Origin of the sequence: Streptomyces noursei ATCC 11455, assembly GCF_001704275.1 — a bacterium.
GTDB classification, from domain to species: Bacteria; Actinomycetota; Actinomycetes; order Streptomycetales; family Streptomycetaceae; genus Streptomyces; species Streptomyces noursei.
Genome location: NZ_CP011533.1, coordinates 6,362,322 through 6,383,970 on the forward strand (window position 1 = coordinate 6,362,322; position 21,649 = coordinate 6,383,970).

Genomic DNA, 21,649 nt, shown 5'->3' on the forward strand with positions numbered 1-21,649 from the left:
CGCAGTGGTGACCGCGGTCCGCTCTGCGTGGCGGGAGGTGCCGCCCTATCAGGTGCACCGGTTCGCCGCCCTGGCGCTGGAGGAAGTGCCCGCGCTGGCGCAGGAGATCTTCCGGGAGATCCGCCGGGAGTACCCCCAACTCCCTTTGATCCCCGACGGGTCGGGGGAGCCGCGGGCCCTGGTCGGCATCCGGCAGTCCCTGGAGCAGTTCGTCGGGCACCTCACCGCCGGCCTGGACCGGCCGCACGTCCACCCGCGCGTCTTCCAGGAGTTCGGCCGCGGCGAGGTGATCCAGGGCCGCAGCCTGGACGTCCTCCAGGCGATCTACCGGCTGGGCGTGCGCCTGGCCTGGCGGCGACTGGCGGAGATCGGCCAGGAGGTCGCCATCCCCGCCCCCGCGATGTACGAACTGGCCGAGTCCGGCTTCGAGTACCTCGACGGGCTGGTCGCCGAGTCCGTCCGCGGCTACGCGGAGGCCGCGGCCCGTCAGGCCGGCGAGCGGCTGCGGATGCAGCGCCGCCTGATGGACCAGCTGTTCGCGGACCCGGATCCGGCGACCCGGGACGGCCGTCGCCGCCACCGGGACGGCGCCCTGCCGAGCGTCCCGGATCCCGGCGACCCGCCCCTCCCCGCCCCCGCGACGGAACCGGGGGATCCCCGTCCGCTGCTCGCCGAACGGGCCCGGTTGGTCGGCTGGCCGCTGCCCGAACGGGTCGCGGTGGCGGTGCTGTTGCGCCCGGACCGGGAGGCGGTGGCGCCCGCGGTGGCGGACGGCATCCTGCTCGACATGGAGTGCGAACGGCCCCGCCTGGTGGTGCCGGACCCGGACGCCCCCGGCCGCAGCGAACTGCTCTCCCGCGCCGCGGCAGGCTGGTCGGGCGCCATCGGGCCCGCCGTGCCGCTGCTGGACGCCGGGAAGTCGCTGCGCTGGGCGGCCTCCGCGGTCGACCTGATGGAGCGCGGACTGCTGCCCGCCGGTGAGCTGCTGCGATGCACCGAGCACACCGAGGCGCTGGTGCTGCTGCCGCCCGGTGAACTGATCGAGGACCTCACCCGCCGCCGCCTCGCCCCGCTGGAGCACTGCGGCCCCTCCCATGGCCGGCGGCTCGCCGAGACCCTGCTCGCCTGGCTGGAGACCCGCGGCGGTGCCCCCGAGATCGCCGCCCGCCTCGGCGTCCACCCGCAGACCGTCCGCTACCGCCTCCGCCAGATCCGCGAACTGTGGGGCGACGACGTCGAGGACCCCGACCGCCGCTTTGAACTCGAACTGGTCCTGCGCGCCCAGCGGTTACGCGGAAAACTCGGCTGACGGCGGACCGGGGCGGGGGACTGCCGGCGTACCTTCCCGCCGCGCCGCGCCCCGCCGGTGCACCTCCCGGCTGCATTCCGTGGGAATGCCCCGGCTGCGCTCCGCCGGCGCACCTCCCGGCTGCGCTCCGTCGGAATGCCCCGGCCGCGTGCCGTCGGAGCGCCTTGCGGCCGTGTTCCGTCGGCGTACTTCTCCGCCGCGTCCCGCCGGAATACCTCCCCACCGCGCCGCGTTGTGGCCCCGAAGGGGGCGTCCGCATCCCCTACGGGATGTGTTCGCCCACCCCCTAGGTCACCCCCTAGGCCCCCCGCCCTCCCCCCGCCGCCCCTCCACCAGCAGCCCCATCCCGTCCAGCAGCCGCGCGAGCCCGAACTCGAAGAGGGTGTCCAGGGTCACCGCGTCCGATTCCAGCCCGTCCACCCCCGCGTACATCGGATACCCACCGGATCGCAGGATGCGCTCGTAGGCCGGTTCCATGGCGGCCATCCACTGGTCCCGGTCCATCCCGGTGTGCTGCTCGGCCTCCAGGTCGTCCTCGAACACCGCGGCGGTGGCGCGCACGTGGTTCAGCAGCGTCACCGACATGTGCAGCAGCGTCGTCGGGTCCATCCCCTCGACCCGCGCCATGGTCCACTCGATGACCGCCATCGCCCGCGGCATCGGCTGCGGCCGGCTGATCGACAGATACTGGGCGAGCCAGGGGTGCCGCCGGTAGAGCGCCCACTGGAGCCGGGCGCCCGCCTCCATCCGGTCCCGCCAGCCGGTCGGCGCCGGTTCCGGCAGTCGCACCTCGGCGAACGCGGCGTCCGCCATCTGCATCACCAGCTCGTCCTTGCCGCCGACATGGCGGTAGAGCGCCATCGAGGAGACCCCGAACTCCGCCGCCACCCGGCGCATGGAAAGGGCCCGCAGTCCCTCTCCGTCGGCGACCTCGATCCCGGCCCGGACGATCCGCTCGCGCGTCAGCGCCCCGTCGCCCTCCCGCGCGGACCGTCCCCGCGACGCGCCCCCGGGGGCCGCCTCCGTCCCGGATGACCGGCCGTCAGGAGCGCTGCCCTGGTTGCCCCGTGCGGCGACCACCGTCCCCACTCCCGGTACGACCCGGACGACGCCCTCCTGGCGCAGCGCGGCGAGCGCCTTGGTGGCGGTCGCCATCGCCACGCCCCACTCCTGGGTGATCCGCCGGGTCGACGGCACCCGGTCGCCGGGGGCCAGTTCGCCGGCGTCGACGCGGGCCCGGACGGCGTCCGCGATCTGTCGGTAGGGCGGTGGTGCGGACTGGTTCACGCGACGACCTCCGTACTAGTGCACCGAGGGGTTCTCCCCGGGTTTTCCGCGCCGTCGAGCGTAGCAGCGGCGCCGCGGGCACCCTCGTCCTCACCGAGGTGCACTAGTGTGACGAACCCCAATCCCCAAGTGCCGCAAGGTGTTTGTGTCGTAAACCCCGGGTGCCTACGCTGTCCGCCATGTCGTTTACTGCGTATACCTCCACGGTGCCGGGTGCGCCCGTGCCGAAGGCGGGCCGCCGGGAGTGGATCGCCCTGGTCGTCCTCCTGCTGCCCTGTCTGCTCGTCTCGATGGACGTCTCGGTCCTCTATTTCGCCGTGCCGTTCCTGTCGGCCCAACTGGAGCCCAGCGCCGTCCAACAGCTGTGGATCCTCGACGTCTACGGCTTCGTCCTCGCCGGCCTGCTGATCACCATGGGTGCGCTCGGCGACCGCATCGGCCGCCGCCGGCTGCTGCTGACCGGCGCCGTGCTCTTCGGCCTCGCCTCCTGCCTGGCCGCATACGCGCAGAGTGCCGAAATGCTCATCGCCGCACGGGCGTTGCTCGGCGTCGGCGGCGCCACCCTGATGCCGTCCACCCTCGCCATGATCCGCAACCTCTTCCCCGACGAGCGGCAGCGCGGCAAGGCCGTCGCCATCTGGTCGGCGGCGGTGACCGGCGGCATCGCCATCGGCCCGGTGCTCAGCGGGGCGCTGCTGGAGCACTTCTGGTGGGGCTCGGTCTTCCTGGTCAACACCCCCGCGATGGCACTGCTGCTGATCTGCGGCCCGCTGCTGCTCCCGGAGTTCAAGAACCCCGCCGCCGGCCGCTTCGACCTCCTGGGGTCGGTGCTCTCCCTGGCGGCGATGCTGCCGGTCGTCTACGGCGTCAAGGAGATCGCCCGGAACGGCGTGGCCGTGCTGCCGGTCGCCGCCCTGGTCGTCGGCGTGCTGGCGGCCGCGGCCTTCGTCCTGCGGCAGCGCACCGCCCGCCATCCGATGCTCGACCTGGAGCTCCTGCGGCACCGTGGGTTCAGCGGCTCGGTCCTGATGAACCTGCTGGCGATGTTCACGGTCGTCGGCTGTGCCGTGTTCTTGACCCAGTACCTCCAGACCATACGGGGCATGAGCCCGTTGCGGGCCGCGCTGTGGCACATGGTGCCGTCCCTCGCCGTCGGCGCGATCGCGCCGCTGTCCGCCGCGCTCGCCCGGCGCCTGGACCGCGCCTACCTGGTCGCCGCCGGCTTCGTCCTCGCGGCCGGCGGCTTCCTCTGGCTGTCCCGGCTGGAGGCGTCCTCGCCGCTGTGGTTCGTCCTGGGCGGCGCCGCGGTCTACGCCAGCGGTCTGGTGGCGGTGATGTCGCTCGGCAACGAACTGGCCCTCGGCGCCGCCCCGCCCGAGCGCGCCGGTTCCGCCTCGGCGGTCCTGGAGTCGGGCACCGAACTGGGCGGCGCCCTGGGCATGGCGATCCTCGGCACCATCGGGAGCGCGGTCTACGGCGACGACATCGAGGGCGCGCTGCCCGCCGGCCTCCCGAAGGGGGCCGCCGACGCGGCACACGAGACCCTGGCCGGCGCCCTGGAGGTCGCCGCCCACCTCCCGGACCGGGTCGGCCATGCCCTGGTGTCCGCCGCCCGGGACGCCTTCATGCACGGGCTGCACGCCGCCGCCCTGTGCGCCGCGGGCGTGATGGCCGCGGCCGCGGTCCTGGCGGTGGTGCTGCTGCGCGGTCTGCGCACGCCGACGGACGAGGGCGGGGAGACGGGTACGGCGGCGGACGGCACCCACCGGGCCGCCGCACCCGCCGCCGTCAACTGACGTCAGCTGAAGTCGAATTCCCCGGTACGGGTCCGCTTGAGCTCGAAGAACCGGTCGTAGCCGGCGAGCAGGCGGACCCCGTCGAAGATCCGCACCGCGTCCTCGCCCCGGGGGATCGCCATCAGGACGGGGCCGAAGAACGCCACCCCGTCGATGTGGATCGTGGGCGTGCCGACGTCCTCGCCGACCGGGTCCATGCCCTCGTGGTGGCTCTTGCGCAGCGCGTCGTCGTAGGTGTCCTGCTCGGCGGCGCGGGCCAGCTCGGTGGGCAGCCCGACCTCGGCGAGCGCCTCCTCGATGACGGCCGCGGTGTCCTCCCGGCCCTCCTTGTGGATCCGGGTGCCGAGCGCGGTGTACAGGTCGCGCAGCACCTCTTCCCCGTGCTCCTGGGCGGCGGCGATGCACACCCGCACCGGGCCCCAGCCGGCGTCCAGCAGTTCGCGGTACTTCTCGGGGAGGTCCTCGCGGCCCTCGTTGAGCACGGACAGGCTCATCACCCGGAACCGCAGGTCGATGTCCCGGAGGCTCTCCACCTCCAGGATCCAGCGGGAGGTGATCCAGGCGAACGGGCAGATGGGGTCGAAGTAGAAGTCGACGGTGGGGCGGCTGGGGTTCTGGTGCGTCATGCGGTCCAGGTTAAGGCGTCACCGGCCCGTCCATCTGGGACACTCGGCCGCGCTGTGCCTGGGCCAATTCGGTCATCCGCCGCGGGCGCCGGCCGGTGCCGCGCGCACTCCGCAGGCGCCGTTCCCCGGCCCCGCCCGCCCCTCGACCCGGGACGGCTCCTCACCCCTCGCTTCGGCGGCGCTCCCCGGCTTCCCGACCCGTCCCGGGCGCCTCCGGCACTTCCGGTTCGACGCCCAGCATCCGCTGGAGCAGCTGCTTGAGCAGGGTGCGCTCGGCGACCGTCAACCGGCCGAGCGGCTGGCGGGCGAAGTCCAGCGACGTGCGCAGCCGGTCGGCCGTCGCTCGGCCCTCGTCGGTGGGGACGGCCAGCTTGACCCGGCGGTCGGTCGGGTCGGGGCGGCGCTCCACCAGGCCGCGGGACTCCAGGCGGTCCACGATGCCGGTGACGTTGGACGGCTCGCACTTCAGGCACTGCGCGAGCTTGCGCATCGGCATCGGCTCCATCGCCAGCAGGCGCAGCAGCCGGGCCTGGGCACCCGTGAGGGAGTGCTCGGCCGCGGCGCGCTCGTACTCCTCGTGGTAGCGGGCGACGACGGTGCCGATGAGGTCGACCACCTCGACGGTCAGAGGGTCTGGGCGCGCTGTCATACACACCAGGATACCCAATTGCTTGACAGTATGAAATATTCAGGTGCATTATTGTTTCAGTAACTGAAGCATTTGGAGGTTCACGCTCATGTCCGCACCGCTGCCGACGACCAGTCGCGAATGGCACCTCGTCGCCCGCCCGGAGGGCTGGCCCACCCCCGACGACTTCGCGCTGCGCGAGGCCGCGCTGCCCGAGCTCGCCGACGGCCAGATCCTCGTCAAGAACCTCCACTTCTCCGTCGACCCGTACATGCGCGGCCGGATGAACGACGTGAAGTCCTACGTCCCGCCCTTCCAGCTGGACCAGCCGATGGACGGCGGCGCGGTCGGCGAGATCCTCGCCTCGCGTGCCGAGGGCTTCGCCGTCGGCGACCACGTCCTGCACGGCCTCGGCTGGCGCTCGCACGCCGTCCTCGGCGCCGACCGGGTCGCGAAGGTGGACGCCTCGCTCGCCCCGCTCACCGCCTACCTCGGCGTCCTCGGCATGCCGGGCCTGACCGCGTACGCGGGCCTGCTGGCGGTCGCCGAGTTCAAGGAGGGCGACGCCGTCTTCGTCTCCGGCGCGGCCGGTGCGGTGGGCAGCCAGGTCGGGCAGATCGCCCGCCTCAAGGGCGCCTCCCGGGTCATCGGCTCCGCCGGCTCCGACGAGAAGGTCCGCCTGCTCACCGAGGAGTACGGCTTCGACGCCGCCTTCAACTACAAGAACGGCGACGTCACCGAGCAGCTCAAGGCCGCCGCCCCCGACGGCATCGACGTCTACTTCGACAACGTCGGCGGCGACCACCTCGAAGCCGCCATCAGCACGCTCAACGTCCATGGCCGGGCGGCCATTTGCGGCATGATCTCGATGTACAACGCCACCGAGCCGAGCCCCGCCCCGCGCAATCTGGCCCTGGTGATCGGCAAGCGCCTCCGGCTGGAGGGCCTGCTGGTGAGCGACCACCAGGCGCTCCAGCCGCAGTTCGTCGAGGAGGTCTCCGGCTGGATCCGTTCCGGTGAGCTGAAGTACTCCGAGACCAAGGTCTCCGGCATCGAGAACGGCGTCGAGGCGTTCCTCGGCATGCTCCGCGGCGCCAACACCGGGAAGATGATCGTGAGCCTGGCGGACTGAGGCCCGGACCGCGGGGGGGGGGGGAGCGGGGTGGCCGGCCGGCGCGTCCGCGGCCGGACCCCGGACCCCGGGCACCGGGCCTCGGCTCGGTGCCCGGTGGGCCGCCCCGCCCCCACGGGCGCCCGCCCACCGGCCCGTGGCCGTGGTGTCGCGCCCATGAACAACCGGCAGCGCAAGAAGCTCGCCAACCGCCTTGTCGCGGCAGCGGCGTTGCGGGGGGCCGCCCGGTGGCGGCGCCGCTGCGGGCCGGAGCCGATCCGGCGGTGGCCGACGCCGACGGCACCACCCCGCTGTACGCGGCGTCCGTGCACGGTGCCGCCGACACCGTCCGCGTGCTGCCGGCGGCGGGTGCGCCGCCCGACGCCGAGAGCGGACACGGCAGCGAGGGCACGCCGCTGTGCGCCGCGTCCTGCGGGGGTCGTACGGCGGCGGTGCGCGAACTCCTCGCGCACGGCGCCGATCCCCGGCTCCGCGAGGACCACGGCACGGGCCTCGCACCGCTGGACCGGGCGCCGGCCGGTCCGCACCCGGAAACGGCCGCCCTGCTCCGGGCGGCCGGCGCCGTTCCCACCCGGGCTCCGTCCGGCCCGGTCGCCGCGACGGAGGTCTCCGCAGTGTGAGACTCGCCTCCCGCCCTGGTGCCCCGGCCCGTTAGGCTCGGCGGCAAGCCGTCGCGATGCGTGGGCGCGAGTCGCGGCGAACCACAGGAGGATTCGGTATGTCCATCCAGACCGTCGACGTCGTCTACACCGCCGTCGCCACCGCCGAGAACGGCCGCGACGGCCGCGTCGCCAGCGACGACGGCAAGCTCGACGTCGTCGTCAACCCGCCCAAGGAGCAGGGCGGCAGCGGCGCCGGCACCAACCCGGAGCAGCTCTTCGCGGCGGGTTACAGCGCCTGCTTCCAGGGCGCGCTCAGCGTCGTCGCCCGTCGGGAGAACGCCGACGTCACCGGCTCCCGGGTGACCGCCAAGGTCGGCATCGGCAAGACCCCGGACGGCGCCTTCGGCCTCGCGGTCGAGATCATCGCGTCGATCCCCACCGTCGACGCGGCCACCGCCAAGGAGCTCGTGGAGAAGGCGCACCAGGTGTGCCCGTACTCCCACGCCACCCGCGGCAACATCGAGGTCACGCTGACCGTCGCCTGACCCGGCCGACGCGGCCGGAGGAACCGGGGCGGCCTGACGGGCCGCGCCCGGCACCGGGCAACCGAGGGCCGCATCCCACCCGGGGTGCGGCCCTCCGCCGTTCCCCCGCCACCGGCAGCGGTCCAGCCCGGCGCCCGCTGTGACGCAGGCAACATTCTTGCGCAGAGCCTTGACGCATCACCCGTGTAATCGATTTCGTAGCCCTCGCGCGGCACACGTAATCGATTACACGAGGCAGGGTGGCAACGGAGCCATGGCGAACATCAAGGATGTGGCGGAGCGGGCGGGGGTCTCCGTCGCCACCGTCTCCCGGGTCCTCAACGGCAACAGCCCGGTCGCCGAGACCCGCGAACGGGTCCTCGCCGCCGTACGGGAACTGGGCTACCGCCCCAACAGCGTCGCCCGCGCCCTGCGCACCGCCCGGACCGGCGCGCTCGGCCTGGTGATCAGCGACCTCACCAACCCGTTCTTCACCGAGCTGGCCGACGCCGTCGAGGACGCCGCCCGCGGCCTCGGCTACAGCCTCGTCATCGGCAACGCCGGCGAACGCCCCGCCCAGCAGGACGACTACATCCGCACCCTGCTCGACCGCCGGATCGACGGCCTGGTGGTCAGCTCGGCCGGCACCGGCTCGGCGATGCTCCGCGAGGTCGTCGCCTCCGGCACCCCGCTCGTCCTGCTGGACCGCGCCGTCCCCGGCATCGACGCGCCCTGCGTCCGCGCCGACGGCCGGGCCGCGCTCACCGACCTCGCCGCCCACCTCGCCGCGCTCGGCCGCCGCCGCCCCGCGATCATCGTCGCCCCGGCCGGCACCCCCACCGGCGACGAACGCCTGGAACTCTTCCGCGACGCCCTTGCCGACCACGGCATCGCGCTCCCCGACGAGCGGGTCGGCGCCACCCCCGACCTCCAACCCAGCGGCGGACGCCGGATGATGAGCGACTTCCTGGACCTCCCCGAACCGCCGGACGCCGTGCTGGCCACCGACAACCTGATGGCGCTCGGCGCGATGGACGAACTCCGCGCCCGCGGCCTGCGGGTCCCCGACGACATGGCGCTGGTGGTCTACGACGACGTGCCGTGGTTCGCGCACACCGACCCGCCGCTGACCGCCATCTCCCAGCCCACCCGCGACCTCGGGCGGGCCGCCGTGCGGACCCTGCTGGAGCGGATCGAGGGCCGCCCCGCCGCATCCGTGCTGCTGCCCGCCCGGTTGGTGCCGCGCCGCTCCTGCGGCGAGGCGCCGGCCCGCTGACCGCACCCGCCCGCCGCACCGGCCCCGCGCCCGGACCGGCCCGATCCGCCCCGCCCGGCCCGCCCGTCGGGACCCGGCGCGGGCGCACCGCCCGCAGACCACCCGCCAGCCGAGGAAGACACCGAGGAGAGAGGGGCAGCGCATGACCGGCGTCAACGACGACGTACCGGACGGCCGCGAACTGCTGCGCGTCGAGGGGGTGACCAAGGCGTTCCCCGGCGTCCGTGCGCTGGACGGCGTCGATCTGAGCCTGCGCGCCGGCGAGGTGCACGTGCTGCTCGGCGAGAACGGCGCGGGCAAGAGCACCCTGATCAAGATGCTCTCCGGCGCCCACCGCCCGGACGCCGGCCGCATCCTCGTCCGCGGCGGCCCGGCCGGTGCGCCCGACGGGCTCCGCGAGGTGCAGATCCGCTCCGCGCAGGACGCCGAACGGCTCGGCATCGCCACCATCTACCAGGAGTTCAACCTCGTCCCCGGGCTGACCGTCGCCGAGAACATCTTCCTGGGCCGCCAACCTCGTACCGCGCTCGGCCTGATCGACCGGAAGACCATGCGCGCCCGCGCCGCCGACCTGCTGCGCCGGGTGCGCCTCGACGTCTCCCCGAACACCCCGGTCGCCGAACTCGGCATCGCCCGGCTCCAGATGGTGGAGATCGCCAAGGCGCTCAGCCTGGACGCCCGCGTGCTGATCATGGACGAGCCGACCGCGGTGCTCACCTCCGAAGAGGTGGAGACCCTCTTCGGCATCGTCCGCGAACTGCGCGAAGCCGGCGTCGGCATCATCTTCATCACCCACCACCTCGACGAGATCGGCGCCCTCGGCGACCGGGTCACCGTGCTGCGCGACGGCCGCTCGGTCGACGAGGTGCCCGCCGGCACCGGCGAGGACGCGCTGATCCGGCTGATGGTCGGCCGGGACATCGCCGAGCAGTACCCCCGCCGCCGCCCCGACGAGCCGGGCGCGCCGCTGCTGCGCGTACGGGGCCTGACCCGGCACGGCGCCAAGGGCACCGGCGGCGGCGCGGCCCGGCCGGTCTTCGAGGGCATCGACTTCGACGTCCGGGCCGGCGAGGTGGTGGGCCTGGCCGGACTGGTCGGCGCCGGCCGCACCGAGGTCGCCCGGGCGGTCTTCGGCGTGGACCGCTACGACGCCGGCACCGTCGAGGTGGCCGGCGAGCGGCTGGCCAGCGGCGACGTCCGGGCCGCGATGCGGGCCGGGCTGGGGCTGGTGCCCGAGGACCGCAAGGGCCAGGGCCTGGTCCTGGACGCCTCGCTCCAGGACAACCTGACGCTGGCCCGGCTCGACCGGGACACCCGCGGCGGGCTGGTCGACCGGCGCGGCCAGCGGCGCGAAGCGGCCGACGTCGCCGGGCGGTTGAAGGTCCGGATGAGCGGTCTGGGGCAGCACGCCCGCACCCTCTCCGGCGGCAACCAGCAGAAGATCGTCATCGGCAAGTGGCTGCTGGCGAAGACCCGGCTGCTGATCCTGGACGAACCGACGCGCGGCATCGACGTCGGCGCCAAGGTCGAGATCTACCAGCTCGTCAACGAGCTGACGGCCGCCGGCTGCGGGGTGCTGATGATCTCCAGCGATCTGCCCGAGGTGCTCGGCATGAGCGACCGGGTGCTGGTGATGGCACAGGGCCGGCTGACCGGCGAACTGCCGGCCGGGCAGGCCACCCAGGACGCCGTGATGGAGCTGGCGCTGCGGTCCCCGCACGCCGCCTCCGACGGCACGCACACCGACGAGAGCGCGATGGAGGGCTCCGATGTCCGCTGAGGTGAAGACGGCAGCCGCCCCACGGGCGGCGGGCGGGGACACCGCCCCGGACGGCTTCGGGCCGTGGTTCTCCCGGGCCGTGCTGCGCAACGGCCCGCTCGGCGGCCTGATCGCCCTGGTCGCGGTGATGGCCGTGCTCTCCCGGGACTTCCTCAACGGCCAGAACCTCCTCAATGTCGGCGTCCAGGCGTCGGTCACCGCGATCCTGGCCTTCGGCGTCACCTTCGTGATCGTCTCGGCCGGCATCGATCTGTCCGTCGGCTCGGTCGCCGCACTCTCGGCCACCGTCGTCGCGTGGGCCGCCACCGATCAGGGACTGCCGGTCTGGCTCGCGGTGCCGCTGGGCCTCGCGGTCGGCGCGCTCGCCGGCCTGCTCTCCGGCGCCCTGGTCGCCTACGGACGGCTGCCGGCCTTCATCGCCACCCTGGCGATGCTGTCCGTCGGCCGCGGCCTGGCCCTGGTCATCTCCGGTGGCTCGCCGATCCCCTTCCCCGACGCGGTCAACGGGCTCGGCGACACCCTGGGCGACTGGCTGCCGGTCCCCGTCCTCGTCATGATCGCGATGGGGCTGATCGCCGCGCTGATCCTGGCCCGAACGTACTCCGGCCGCGCGATGTTCGCGATCGGCGGCAACGAGGAGGCGGCCCGCCTCTCCGGCATCGACGTCAAGCGCCGCAAGCTCGTGATCTACGCGCTGTCCGGGCTGTTCGCCGCCGTCGCCGGCATCGTGCTGGCGGCCCGGCTCACCTCCGCGCAGCCGCAGGCCGCCAGTGGCTACGAACTCGACGCCATCGCCGCCGTCGTCATTGGCGGGGCCAGCCTCTCCGGCGGCTCCGGCAAGGCGTCCGGCACGCTGATCGGCGCGCTGATCCTCGCCGTGCTGCGCAACGGCCTCAACCTGCTGAGCGTCTCGGCCTTCTGGCAGCAGGTCGCCACCGGTCTGGTGATCGCGCTCGCCGTCCTCCTGGACACCCTGCGGCGCAGGAGCACGCGATGAGGCGGCGCACGGCACTGCTCGGCGCGGCCCTCGCGGTCGGCGCCCTCGCCCTGACCGGCTGCGACCGCGGGGGCAACACCGACCTCGGTCTGGCCCTGTCCACGATGAACAACCCGTTCTTCGTCGGTATCAAGAAGGGCGCGCAGGCCGAGGCGGACGCCCGCGGGCTGCACATCAACATCACCGACGCGCAGAACGACCCCATGCAGCAGATCAACCAGATGGAGACCTTCACCAGCCAGCAGGTGAAGGCGGCCATCATCAACCCGGTGGACGCCGACGCCGCCGTCCCCGCCGTCGGCGTCGCCAACCGGGCCAAGGTGCCGGTGATCTCCATCGACCGCGGCGTCAACGGCGGACAGGTCGGCTCGACCATCGCCTCCGACAACGTCGCCGGCGGCCGGCTCGCCGCCAGGACCCTCGCCGAGGCGCTCGGCGGCAAGGGCAAGGTGGCCTTCCTCGAAGGCCAGCCCGGCACCTCCGCCGCCCGCGAACGCGGCCGGGGCTTCGAGGAGGGCATCAGACGATACCCCGGCATCGAGGTCGTCGCCCGGCAGCCCGCCGACTTCGACCGGACCAAGGGCATGGACGTGATGTCCAATATGCTCCAGGCGCACCGCGACATCGCCGGGGTGTTCGCCGCCAACGACGAGATGGCACTCGGCGCCTCCAAGGCGCTGGGCGCCCGCTCCGGCAAGGACGTGAAGGTGGTGGCGTTCGACGGGACCCCGGACGGGGTCCGGGCCGTCCGCGCCGGCACCCTCACCGCCACCGTCGCCCAGCAACCCGAACTGCTCGGCAAGCAGGCCGTGGAATGGGCGCTGAAGGCGGCCCGCGGAGAGAAACTGCCGCGGACGGTCAAGGTGCCGGTGGTGCTGGTGACGGCGGCCAACGCCGCCGCGTTCGGCGGCTGACGGCACCGCCGGGCGGCACCGGGGCGGACCACCGCCACCGGTGCCCGCCGGGCGGCGACAAGCAGGAAGAGAAGGCAACGCGGCGTATGGACACGAGAGAACGACGCCCGGACAGAGAAGAGGAACGGCGCATGTACGACGTCCTGGTGGTCGGCTCGGCCAACGCGGACCTGACCGTGCGGGTGGCCCGGCGGCCCGGCGCGGGGGAGACCGTGCTCGGCACGGACCTGATGGAGTCGGCCGGCGGCAAGGGCGCCAACCAGGCCGCCGCGGCGGCCCGGCTCGGCGGGCGCACCGCCCTGCTGGCCCGGGTCGGCGGCGACGCCTACGGCGAGCTGCTGCTGGCCGCCCAGCGTTCGGCGGGAACCGACGTCGCGCCCGTCATCGTGGACGAGCACGCCCGCACCGGCACCGCGATGATCATCGTCGACCCGGACGGCGACAACAGCATCGTCGTCTCGCCGGGCGCCAACGCCGCCCTCACCCCGGACGACGTGGCCGCCGCCAAGGGCGTCATCGCGGCCTCCGCGGTGGTCTCCCTCCAGTTGGAGATTCCGCTGGAGACCGTGCGGGCGGCCGCGGCCGCGGCCGAGGAGGCCGGCACCCGTGTCGTCCTCAACCCCTCCCCGGCGCCCGAGGACCTCGACCGTGAACTGCTGGCCGTGGCCGACCCGCTGGTGGTCAACGAGCACGAGGCCCGAGCGCTGTCCGGCCGCGCCGACGGCAGCCCCGCCGACTGGGCGGCGGCGCTGCGCGAGCGGGGCGCCCGCTCGGTCGTGGTGACGCTCGGCGGCGACGGCGCGCTGGTGCTGGACGACTCCGGGACGACGGCCGTGCCGGGCGTGCGGGTCGAGGCGGTGGACACCACCGGCGCCGGCGACGCCTTCACCGGCGCCCTGGCCACCCGACTGGCGGGCGGCGCCACCCTCCCCGAGGCGGCCCGCTTCGCGGTACGCGTCGGCGCCGCGGCCGTCACCAAGCCGGGCGCCCAGCCGTCGTACCCCACCGCCGAGGAACTGGCACAGCTGCCGCAGCTGCCGTAACCGGCGGAGCACAAACGATCCGAACGGTCCGCGCGGTCCGCACGGTCCGAGCGGGCCGGGCTGCCGCGCCGGCCGCGGGACCGCACCGGCCCAGCGGGAGTGGACGGAGCCAACCGGACGGCGCGGTACGGCAGTTGCCCGCCGCGCCGCCCTGCCCGGTCGGCCCCGTCCGCAGCTCACCGCTCGGCCCCCGCGGCGAGCTCCCGGGGCCCGTACGGCGCGTGCTCGGCGCCGGTCGCCAGCGCCCAGTAGCGGTCGCCGTAGGACCAGTGCCACCACTCGGTCGGGTAGTTGACCAGGCCCGCCCCGCGCAGCGCGGCGGACAGGATCCGGCGGTGGGCGCGGGCCTCGGGCGTCAGGTCCGGCGCGGAGGTGTAGCAGGCGCCGCCGCTCTCCTCCGGGGACGCGTCGAGCGGTGTCCCCATGTCGACATTTCCGCCGTCCGCGGTGACCAGCGTGAGGTCCACCGCACCGCCGGCGCTGTGCGGGGCGATCTCCGGCGGGGACACGAAGCGGCTGGCGGCGCGGTGGACCCGGGCGTCGTCCCAGTCGGGGTGGGCGGCGCGCAGTTCGTCCCCGTACCGCGTGAAGTAGCGGCGCTGGAGGGCCGGCGGGCGGTACCCCTCCACGAATCGGAGCCGCAACCCCGCTGGCAGCGCCTCCTGTGCGGCCAGCAGCCGCCGCAGCACCCCTTCCCGCAGATGGGTCGATGCGCCGTCCGGGCCCGCCCCGTCCGTGGCCGTGCTCCCGTCCGCCAGCAGACCGGGCGCCGCGGTGCGCACGTCCACCAGCGGCTCCCCGCACTCCCGGACCGGCACCGCGGCCACCGCGGGGTCGGCCATCAGCGTGATCGCGTCCCGGACGTCGCTCAGCGCCAGCTCGGCACCGGCCCCGTCCGGCCCGGCGGACGCCGTCGCCACCGGTTCGCCGGACGGCAGCCAGCAGCCGCTGAGCCCGGCGGCCGGGCCGGGGCTGCCGACCCCGATGCCGTTGGCCAGCAGGACGTGCAGCCCGTGCGCGCGGGCCAACTCGCCGTACCGCGCCACCCGTTCGGCGTCGCCGTGGAAGGCGCTGGACAGATACACCCGGCAGCCGTCCGCCGCGGCCTGCTTCGGCACCTCGGGGAAGGAATTGTCGAAGCAGGTGGCGAGCGCGAAGCGGATCCCGCCGAGGGAGAACCGGCCGTGCGCGCTGCCCGGCGCGAACACGGCGTTCTCCGTCTCGAACAGGTGCCGCTTGTCGTAGCGGGTGAGCAGGTCGCCGTCGGGTCCGTACACGAAGCTGGCGATGGTGGGCCGCGCGTCGTCCCCGGTGCCGCGCCCGGGGCCGTTGACCACCGCGGCGACGCCGGTCGCGCGGCACGCCTCCCGTATCGGCGTCAGCCGGGGGTCGTCCGGCAGCACGGAGAGCCCCGCCGGATCGGCGGCTATCACGGCGAGGTCGTAGTGGGTCAGTGCCAGCTCGGCGAAGACCACCAGCCCGGCGCCGCGCTCGGCGGCCTCGGTGACCAGCCCGGCCATCCGCGCGGCGTTGCCGGCGATATCGCCCGGTACGGAGGGGAATTGTGCGGCAGCAATGATCATTGCCTCATGATGCCCGCTCCCGCAGCCGGCCCGTGCCGGCCTGTGGACAACTCCCGCCCCGCCGGCTCCCGACGCCCCGCGCAGCGCCGGCCCGGGCGCCGCGCCCTACTCCTCACGGTCCCCTTCGCCCGCCCCCGGGCCCGACTCCGCTTCCCCCGCCGCCCCGCTTCCGAGCAGGGCCAGGAAGTCGCGGAACGACGCGGGCATGTCCACCTGTCCGGGGTCCAGCAGCCACTGCAGTTGGAGCCCGTCCATCACCGCGACCAGGAGCGGGGCCGCCCGCTCCGGGGTCAGGCCGCCGGGCAGGGCATCGCCGAACTCGGCCCGCAGCGCGGCGGCCAGCGCCTCGCGCACGGCGCGGAAGCGGGCCTCGAAGAAGTCGCGCGCGGGGTGGTCCTCGGTGACACTGTCGGCAGAGAGCACGGTGTACGCCTGGACGATGCCGGGGCGGGTGGCGTTGTACTCGACGAGCTGGGCGAGGGTGCCGGTGCGCCAGGAGCCGGAGGCCGCCGCGGCGGCGTCCCAGCGGTCACGCGCCTCCAGCACGCCGATCAGCAGCAGTTCCTTCGTCGGGAAGTGGTGCAGCAGTCCCTGCTGCGTCAGCCCGGCCCGCTCGGCGACGGCGGCGAGTGAGGTCCGGCGGTAGCCGCGCTCGGCGATGAGCTCCATGGCGGCCTCCAGAATCACCGCCCGTCGCCCCGTGCGCTGCGCCTCCCGGCCGCCGCCGGCCCGCCGGGAACCCCGGGCCGCGCTCCGCTCTTCCGCACTCACCGGCCGAGCGTAACCCTCCTGGCCCGCTCCGCCGGAGCCCCCGACGCGCCATCGGCGAAGGTGGATAACGGAGAGGCAACGATACCTACCTTCCGTCCGGTATGAGGGTGAGAATTCGGCCCGGGGGTCCGCACGTCCACACGAGGGAGCGCCGCACATGACCGATCAGCCGCACGCCCGCCCCGCCGAGCCCGGCCCCCGTACCGCCCCCGGCGCGAAGGCCGGCACCGCAGCGGCCTCCCACGACTACACCGATGCGGTGGAGCGGGCGCTCGGCGCGCTCGACCTGGACACCAAGGTCCGGCTGCTCTCGGGGCAGGACATGTGGAGCCTGCCGGCGGTGCCCGCGATCGGACTGCGGTCGCTGGTGATGTCGGACGGGCCGATCGGCGTCCGGGGTCGGCACTGGAGCGCGGCGGATCCGTCCGTGGCGCTGCCCAGCCCCACCGCCCTGGCCGCCACCTGGGACCCCGAACTGGCCCGCCGGGCCGGCCGGTTGCTCGCCCAGGAGGCCCGCCGCAAGGGCGTGCACGTCCTGCTGGCGCCGACCGTCAACCTGCACCGTTCGCCGCTGGGCGGCCGGCACTTCGAGTGCTACTCCGAGGACCCGCTCCTGACCGGCGTGATCGGCGCGGGCTATGTACGGGGTGTACAGGAGGGCGGCGTCGGCACCACCGTCAAGCACTTCGTCGGCAACGACGCCGAGACCGACCGCTTCACGGTCGACAACCGCATCGCGCCGCGCCCGCTGCACGAGCTCTATCTCGCGCCCTTCGAGCACATCGTCACCCAGGCCCGCCCCTGGGGGATCATGACCGCCTACAACCAGGTCAACGGCTCGACGATGACCGAACACCACCACCTCGTCACCGAAGTCCTGCGCGGCGCATGGGGCTTCGACGGCTGCAACGTCTCCGACTGGACCGCGGCCCGGAACACCGTCCGGGCCCTGCGCGGTGGACTGGACGTGGCGATGCCGGGGCCCCGCACGGTCTTCGGCGCACCGCTGGCGGCGGCCGTGCGCGCGGGGGAGATCGCCGAGTCGGAGGTGGACACCGCGGTCCGCCGGGTGCTGCTGCTGGCCGCCCGGACCGGCTGTCTGGACGGGGTGCCGCCCGCCGCCCCGGCCGACGCTCCCCGGCGCATCGACGGCCGGGCCGTCGCCCGCGAGCTGGCCCGCCGCGCCGTCGTCCTGCTGCGCAACGAGCCGGTGGGCGAGGCGCCCGCCGACGGCGCGCTCCCGGTCCTGCCGCTCGACCCCGCCGCGCTGCGCCGGGTCGCCGTCATCGGCGCGGCCGCCCGCGACGCCCGGGTGCTGGGCGGCGGTTCCGCCACCGTCTTCCCCGCGCGGATCGTCTCGCCGCTCGCGGGTCTGCGCGCCGCGCTCCCCGACGACGTCGAGGTCGTCTTCGCGACCGGCGCCGACCCGCGCACCCGCACCCCGCACGCCCGCGACGGTTTCACCCTGCGCGCCCGCTACCTCGCCGCCGACGGCCGACTGCTCGCCGAGACACCGCAGTTCGACGGCAAGGTCCAGGTGCTCGACAGCTTCCCCGACGGCGTGACCCGCCAGGAACTGCACGCCGTCGAACTCACCGGCAGCTTCGTCCCGCGGATCACCGGCCCGCACACCCTGGCGCTGGTCGGCGCCGGACGGCTCCGGCTGACCCTCGGGGAGAGCGTCCTCTTCGACGGCGACGGTGCCGCGCCGGAAGGCACCGACCCCTTCGAGGCATTCCTGAATCCCCCCGAGCACCGGGTCACCACCGAACTGGCCGCCGATCAGGAACTCGCGCTCACCCTGCGGTTCGTCCCGCACAGCCTCGGCCTGGGCGGGGGCCTGGACGCCCTGAACTTCGTCCTCGGCCACCTGGAGCCGCAGCTCGACGGGGACGCCGAGATCGCGGAGGCGGTCCGCGCGGCGACCGGCGCGGATGCCGCGATCGTCGTCGTCGCGACCACCGAGGAGGTCGAATCGGAGGGGTTCGACCGCACCGACCTTCGGCTGCCGGGCCGGCAGGACGAACTGGTCGCCCGGGTCGCCGCCGCCAACTCCCGTACCGTCGTGGTGGTCAACTCCGGTTCCCCGGTGGAACTGCCCTGGCGTGATGAGGTCCCCGCGGTGCTGCTGAGCTGGTTCCCCGGCCAGGAGGCCGGGACCGCGCTGGCCGACGTCCTGCTCGGCGACCACGAACCGGGCGGCCGGCTCCCCACCACCTGGCCGGCGCGCCTCGCCGACGCCCCGGTCACCACCGTCACGCCCACCGACGGCGCGCTCCCCTACACGGAGGGGGTGTTCATCGGCTACCGCGCCTGGCAGCGCGGCACCACCGCCCCCGCGTACCCCTTCGGCCACGGCCTCGGCTACACCCGCTGGGAGTACGAGTCGCTGGACACCACCCCCGACTCCGTACGGGTCCGGCTGCGCAACGCCGGCGACCGCCCCGGACGCGAGGTCGTCCAGATCTACCTCGCGCCGGCCGGTGACACCTCCGGCGCACCGGAGCGCCCGGCCCACTGGCTGGTGGGCTTCGGCACCGTCGAGGCGGGCCCCGGCGAGAGCGCGGAGATCGAGATCCCGCTGCCGGGGCGCGCCTTCGAGGTCTGGTCGGAACCGGACGGCGGCTGGCGCCGGATCCCGGGCACCTACTCCGTCGAGGCGGCCCACAGCAGCGCCGACATCCGGCTGACCGCGCGGATCACTGCTGGCTGAGCACCGAGACGTCACCGCCGCTCGACTGCGCGGATATTTTGTGGGCCGAGCCCTCGTCCGTCGTGACGGACACCTTGCGGCTGCCGCCGCTGGTGCCCGCGTCGACGGCGTAGGTGCCCTTGGGCACCCGGATCGTGACGTTGCCCCCGCTGGTCCGGCCGGACACCTCGTCGGGCACCGCGCCGAGCGACATCTCCACGTCGCCGCCGCTGGTCTTCACCTTCGCCGTACGGGTCTTGGTGTCCTCGATGGTGATGTCGCCGCCGCTGGTTTCCGCGGTGATCCCGCCGGAGGCGCCGCGGACGGTGACGTCGCCGCCGCTGGTGTGCAGGTCCACCGAGGCGTTGCGCGGCAGCAGGACGCGGTAGCCCACCTCGCAGTGGCGGCCCGAGGGGCAGTCCTCGGAGTCCAGCGTCAGCCGACCGTTCTTGACGGTGTGTGTGGTCTGCGGCTTGGCCTCGTCGTACTTGTACTTCTCCGTCACCTTGACCGGGACGCCGGCCTCCACCGGAACGATCTCGATGTCGCCGCCGTGGGTCGTGGCCGAGAGCGCGCTGATCGTGCCGTCGACGCCGTACGTCTGCTGGGCGGACTTGAGCGAGCCGGTCCAGACCAGGGAGCAGCCGGTCGTCAGCAGGGTCAATGCCACGCAGGGCAGGACGAGATGGGCGGCACGGAGACGGGCCATGGCGAGATTCCCCCGAGGAAGTGGTGACGGTGCGGTACGGAACGGCCGTACCCGGCCGAACCGCTTGGTCATCATCATCCCCGCCCCTCGGCCCGCGGACGTCGCCGCACGGTATGACCTTCCAGGTCCCCGCACGGTATGACCCGCACCGCCGTGCCCTTAGGGGGTTCCCTGACGTCGCATCCGGGACCCGGTCGCCTCAGCTGCCGGAAGCCGCCTCACCCTTCAGGGGGTTTTCCTTGCGCGTGATCGTCCGGAACGCCAGCTCCGCCAACTGCTGCTGGCCGTGCAGCCCCGGATGGAACCAGTCCCAGGTGCTCAACTGCTGCCCGGTGAAGCGGTAGTCGAAGACGGAGCGGTCGAAGCGGCACAGCGTGTCCTTGGTGCAGACCTCCGCCAACGCCTTGTTGTACGCCATCACCCGGTCCCGTACCAGCGCCCGCCGGTCCTGTGCCGGCTTCGTCAGGTCGTCCGGGTCCCGCAGCATCGATCCGCAGATGCCCAGCTTCCAGACCTGTTTCCCGAGCGGGTTCTTGCGCCCCTCGGACCACAGTCGCAGCAGGTCCGGCACCGCCGCGACGTACACCTGGGTGCGCGGCAGGCTGTGCCGCAGGGTCTTCATGGACCGCTCGAAGCCGGCCCGGAAGTCCGCCGCGGAGGTCATCGCCCCCACGTCGCTGCGGCAGGCGTCGTTGGCGCCGATCAAGACCGTGACCAACTCCGGCCTGCGGGCCGCCGCAGCGGTGATCTGCTGCGGCAGGTCGCTCATCAGGGCGCCGGTCCGGGCGTAGTTCCAGCTGTGCGCGGCCGGGTTCTTCTTCAGCAGCCGGTGGGCCAGGCTGTCGACCTTGGGGCTGGTACCGGTGGACCAGGAGACCTCGGGGCAGTCGGAGAGCACCGTGCAGGCGTCGAAGCCGACGGTGATGGAGTCGCCGAGCGCCGCGATCGAGGCGGGGTCCGTCCGCCAGGCGGGGGTGGGCTTCGCGGTGGGTTTGGCGGCGCCGCGGCCGTGCGGGGTGGAGTCGGCACCACAGGCGGTGACGGTGGCCAGCAGCGCCGAAGTGGTGGCGAGGGCCACGGCGGCGCGGGCCGCGAGGCGGTGACGCCGAGGGCGAACGGGCCGATCGATCGTCGTCATCCCCTGTCCCCTCCGGCGTGCGAGTGATATCTCTTCGGGTACCGACGGTACGTCACTTCCGGTCCGGCGCCGCGCGGTAGCTTGGCCCCGTGCCTGCCGGGCGGTGACCCGAAGTGGCATGTGCAGTCGGCACAGACAAATTACAACACGTCATTTCCTGTCCCTTTTGCGGCAAATTCCGCCTAGTGGTGTTTACTGTAGGTCACCTCGCATGCTGGTGCCGAAGTGATCACTGGGGCAGAATGTCGACAGCTGTCCCGGCCGCGACCGGAACGGGCACGAGGCCGCTGGGGAAGGCGAACCTCGATCCGCACGGGAGGTCCCGGTGACGACACGTGGAGTCCTGTACGTCCACTCCGCTCCACGAGCGCTGTGCCCGCACGTCGAATGGGCGGTGGCGGGCGTCCTCGGGGTGCGCGTCAACCTCGACTGGATCCGCCAGCCGGCGTCGCCCGGCACCTGGAGAGCGGAGTTCTCCTGGCAGGGCGAGGCCGGCACCGCCTCCAAGCTCGCCTCCGCGCTGCGCGGCTGGCACCTGCTCCGCTTCGAGGTGACCGCCGAGCCCTGCTCCACCGCCGAGGGCGAGCGCTACAGCTCCACCCCGGACCTGGGCATCTTCCACGCCGTCACCGGCATCCACGGCGACATCCTCATCCCCGAGGACCGGCTGCGCGCCGCCGTCGCCCGCTCCGCGCGCGGTGAGACCGAACTCGCCGCCGAGGTCGCCAAGCTGCTCGGCAAGCCCTGGGACGACGAGCTGGAGCCCTTCCGGTACGCCGGCGAGGGCGCCCCCGTCCGCTGGCTCCACCAGGTCGTCTGAGGCCCCGCACGCGCCCGCACGG

Annotated in this window: 16 protein-coding genes and 2 pseudogenes; 11 read left to right on the forward strand and 7 right to left on the reverse strand. The window is 73.9% G+C overall.

Features of this window, described 5'->3' with window-relative positions:
• The first annotated feature begins 4 nt into the window (after nt 1-4).
• Nucleotides 5-1,309, forward strand: a complete 1,305-nt coding sequence (locus SNOUR_RS26990; RefSeq protein ID WP_067351923.1) for a PucR family transcriptional regulator — start codon at nt 5-7, stop codon at nt 1,307-1,309.
• A 291-nt stretch (nt 1,310-1,600) separates the two neighbouring features.
• On the opposite strand, the gene SNOUR_RS26995 is transcribed toward SNOUR_RS26990, so the two are convergent.
• A complete protein-coding gene (locus tag SNOUR_RS26995) occupies nt 1,601-2,596 on the reverse strand; it encodes a TetR/AcrR family transcriptional regulator (RefSeq protein WP_067351925.1) in 996 nt (331 codons plus the stop codon).
• A gap of 179 nt (nt 2,597-2,775) precedes the next feature.
• On the opposite strand from SNOUR_RS26995, the gene SNOUR_RS27000 reads away from it, so the two are divergent.
• Entirely contained in the window at nt 2,776-4,392 is a 1,617-nt protein-coding gene (locus tag SNOUR_RS27000; protein WP_067351928.1) for an MFS transporter, read from the forward strand.
• Between the two features lie 2 nt (nt 4,393-4,394).
• Here the strand turns inward: SNOUR_RS27000 and SNOUR_RS27005 are convergent, their stop codons facing one another.
• Nucleotides 4,395-5,018, reverse strand: coding sequence for a mycothiol-dependent nitroreductase Rv2466c family protein (locus tag SNOUR_RS27005; RefSeq protein ID WP_067351929.1), 624 nt, complete (start codon nt 5,016-5,018; stop codon nt 4,395-4,397).
• Nucleotides 5,019-5,178: 160 nt separating this feature from the next.
• Complete coding sequence (locus SNOUR_RS27010) at nt 5,179-5,667, reverse strand: MarR family winged helix-turn-helix transcriptional regulator (RefSeq protein WP_067351932.1); 489 nt, start codon at nt 5,665-5,667, stop codon at nt 5,179-5,181.
• Nucleotides 5,668-5,755: 88 nt separating this feature from the next.
• Between SNOUR_RS27010 and SNOUR_RS27015 the strand changes: the two genes are divergently transcribed.
• From SNOUR_RS27015 to rbsK, 7 genes and pseudogenes are all read left to right on the forward strand, one after another.
• Nucleotides 5,756-6,778 (forward strand): NADP-dependent oxidoreductase, encoded by a 1,023-nt coding sequence (locus SNOUR_RS27015; RefSeq protein ID WP_067351935.1) that lies wholly within the window; start codon nt 5,756-5,758, stop codon nt 6,776-6,778.
• A gap of 156 nt (nt 6,779-6,934) precedes the next feature.
• Nucleotides 6,935-7,398: pseudogene (locus SNOUR_RS27020) on the forward strand (ankyrin repeat domain-containing protein).
• Between the two features lie 98 nt (nt 7,399-7,496).
• The gene (locus SNOUR_RS27025) at nt 7,497-7,925 is read left to right on the forward strand and encodes an organic hydroperoxide resistance protein (protein WP_039636830.1); all 429 of its coding nucleotides are present in this window, start codon (nt 7,497-7,499) and stop codon (nt 7,923-7,925) included.
• 253 nt (nt 7,926-8,178) lie between these two features.
• Nucleotides 8,179-9,180, forward strand: a complete 1,002-nt coding sequence (locus tag SNOUR_RS27030; RefSeq protein ID WP_067351938.1) for a LacI family DNA-binding transcriptional regulator — start codon at nt 8,179-8,181, stop codon at nt 9,178-9,180.
• Nucleotides 9,181-9,322: 142 nt separating this feature from the next.
• Nucleotides 9,323-10,960, forward strand: coding sequence for a sugar ABC transporter ATP-binding protein (locus SNOUR_RS27035; protein ID WP_067351940.1), 1,638 nt, complete (start codon nt 9,323-9,325; stop codon nt 10,958-10,960).
• A pseudogene (locus SNOUR_RS48490) lies at nt 10,950-12,871 on the forward strand (ABC transporter permease/substrate-binding protein). Before SNOUR_RS27035 ends, SNOUR_RS48490 begins: the two are co-directional and overlap by 11 nt.
• A gap of 131 nt (nt 12,872-13,002) precedes the next feature.
• Complete coding sequence (gene rbsK / locus SNOUR_RS27050) at nt 13,003-13,914, forward strand: ribokinase (RefSeq protein ID WP_067351948.1); 912 nt, start codon at nt 13,003-13,005, stop codon at nt 13,912-13,914.
• A gap of 176 nt (nt 13,915-14,090) precedes the next feature.
• Here the strand turns inward: rbsK and SNOUR_RS43360 are convergent, their stop codons facing one another.
• Complete coding sequence (locus SNOUR_RS43360; RefSeq protein WP_079142905.1) at nt 14,091-15,497, reverse strand: nitrilase-related carbon-nitrogen hydrolase; 1,407 nt, start codon at nt 15,495-15,497, stop codon at nt 14,091-14,093.
• Between the two features lie 105 nt (nt 15,498-15,602).
• On the reverse strand, nt 15,603-16,166 hold the full coding sequence (locus SNOUR_RS27060) for a TetR/AcrR family transcriptional regulator (protein WP_079143557.1): 564 nt from the start codon (nt 16,164-16,166) through the stop codon (nt 15,603-15,605).
• Nucleotides 16,167-16,425: 259 nt separating this feature from the next.
• Here SNOUR_RS27060 and SNOUR_RS27065 point away from each other — a divergent pair, with 259 nt between their 5' ends.
• Nucleotides 16,426-18,981 (forward strand): beta-glucosidase family protein, encoded by a 2,556-nt coding sequence (locus tag SNOUR_RS27065; protein WP_079142906.1) that lies wholly within the window; start codon nt 16,426-16,428, stop codon nt 18,979-18,981.
• Here the strand turns inward: SNOUR_RS27065 and SNOUR_RS27070 are convergent.
• Both SNOUR_RS27070 and SNOUR_RS27075 read right to left on the reverse strand, forming a co-directional pair.
• Entirely contained in the window at nt 18,968-19,669 is a 702-nt protein-coding gene (locus SNOUR_RS27070; protein WP_067351952.1) for a DUF4097 family beta strand repeat-containing protein, read from the reverse strand. The genes SNOUR_RS27065 and SNOUR_RS27070 overlap by 14 nt on opposite strands.
• A 199-nt stretch (nt 19,670-19,868) precedes the next feature.
• On the reverse strand, nt 19,869-20,807 hold the full coding sequence (locus tag SNOUR_RS27075) for an SGNH/GDSL hydrolase family protein (RefSeq protein ID WP_079142907.1): 939 nt from the start codon (nt 20,805-20,807) through the stop codon (nt 19,869-19,871).
• 325 nt (nt 20,808-21,132) lie between these two features.
• Here SNOUR_RS27075 and SNOUR_RS27080 point away from each other — a divergent pair, with 325 nt between their 5' ends.
• Nucleotides 21,133-21,627, forward strand: coding sequence for a DUF3145 domain-containing protein (locus tag SNOUR_RS27080; protein WP_018088059.1), 495 nt, complete (start codon nt 21,133-21,135; stop codon nt 21,625-21,627).
• Nucleotides 21,628-21,649 lie beyond the last annotated feature (22 nt).

Coding starts and splice junctions, on each gene's coding strand:
- SNOUR_RS27070 (WP_067351952.1), bottom strand. CDS start 19,669: ATGGCCCGTCTCCGTGCCGCCCATCTCGTCCTGCCCTGCGTGGCATTG.
- SNOUR_RS27025 (WP_039636830.1), top strand. CDS start 7,497: ATGTCCATCCAGACCGTCGACGTCGTCTACACCGCCGTCGCCACCGCC.
- SNOUR_RS27065 (WP_079142906.1), top strand. CDS start 16,426: ATGACCGATCAGCCGCACGCCCGCCCCGCCGAGCCCGGCCCCCGTACC.
- SNOUR_RS27035 (WP_067351940.1), top strand. CDS start 9,323: ATGACCGGCGTCAACGACGACGTACCGGACGGCCGCGAACTGCTGCGC.
- SNOUR_RS27010 (WP_067351932.1), bottom strand. CDS start 5,667: ATGACAGCGCGCCCAGACCCTCTGACCGTCGAGGTGGTCGACCTCATC.
- SNOUR_RS27060 (WP_079143557.1), bottom strand. CDS start 16,166: ATGGAGCTCATCGCCGAGCGCGGCTACCGCCGGACCTCACTCGCCGCC.
- SNOUR_RS27030 (WP_067351938.1), top strand. CDS start 8,179: ATGGCGAACATCAAGGATGTGGCGGAGCGGGCGGGGGTCTCCGTCGCC.
- SNOUR_RS27000 (WP_067351928.1), top strand. CDS start 2,776: ATGTCGTTTACTGCGTATACCTCCACGGTGCCGGGTGCGCCCGTGCCG.
- SNOUR_RS27015 (WP_067351935.1), top strand. CDS start 5,756: ATGTCCGCACCGCTGCCGACGACCAGTCGCGAATGGCACCTCGTCGCC.
- rbsK (WP_067351948.1), top strand. CDS start 13,003: ATGTACGACGTCCTGGTGGTCGGCTCGGCCAACGCGGACCTGACCGTG.
- SNOUR_RS27005 (WP_067351929.1), bottom strand. CDS start 5,018: ATGACGCACCAGAACCCCAGCCGCCCCACCGTCGACTTCTACTTCGAC.
- SNOUR_RS27075 (WP_079142907.1), bottom strand. CDS start 20,807: ATGACGACGATCGATCGGCCCGTTCGCCCTCGGCGTCACCGCCTCGCG.
- SNOUR_RS43360 (WP_079142905.1), bottom strand. CDS start 15,497: ATGATCATTGCTGCCGCACAATTCCCCTCCGTACCGGGCGATATCGCC.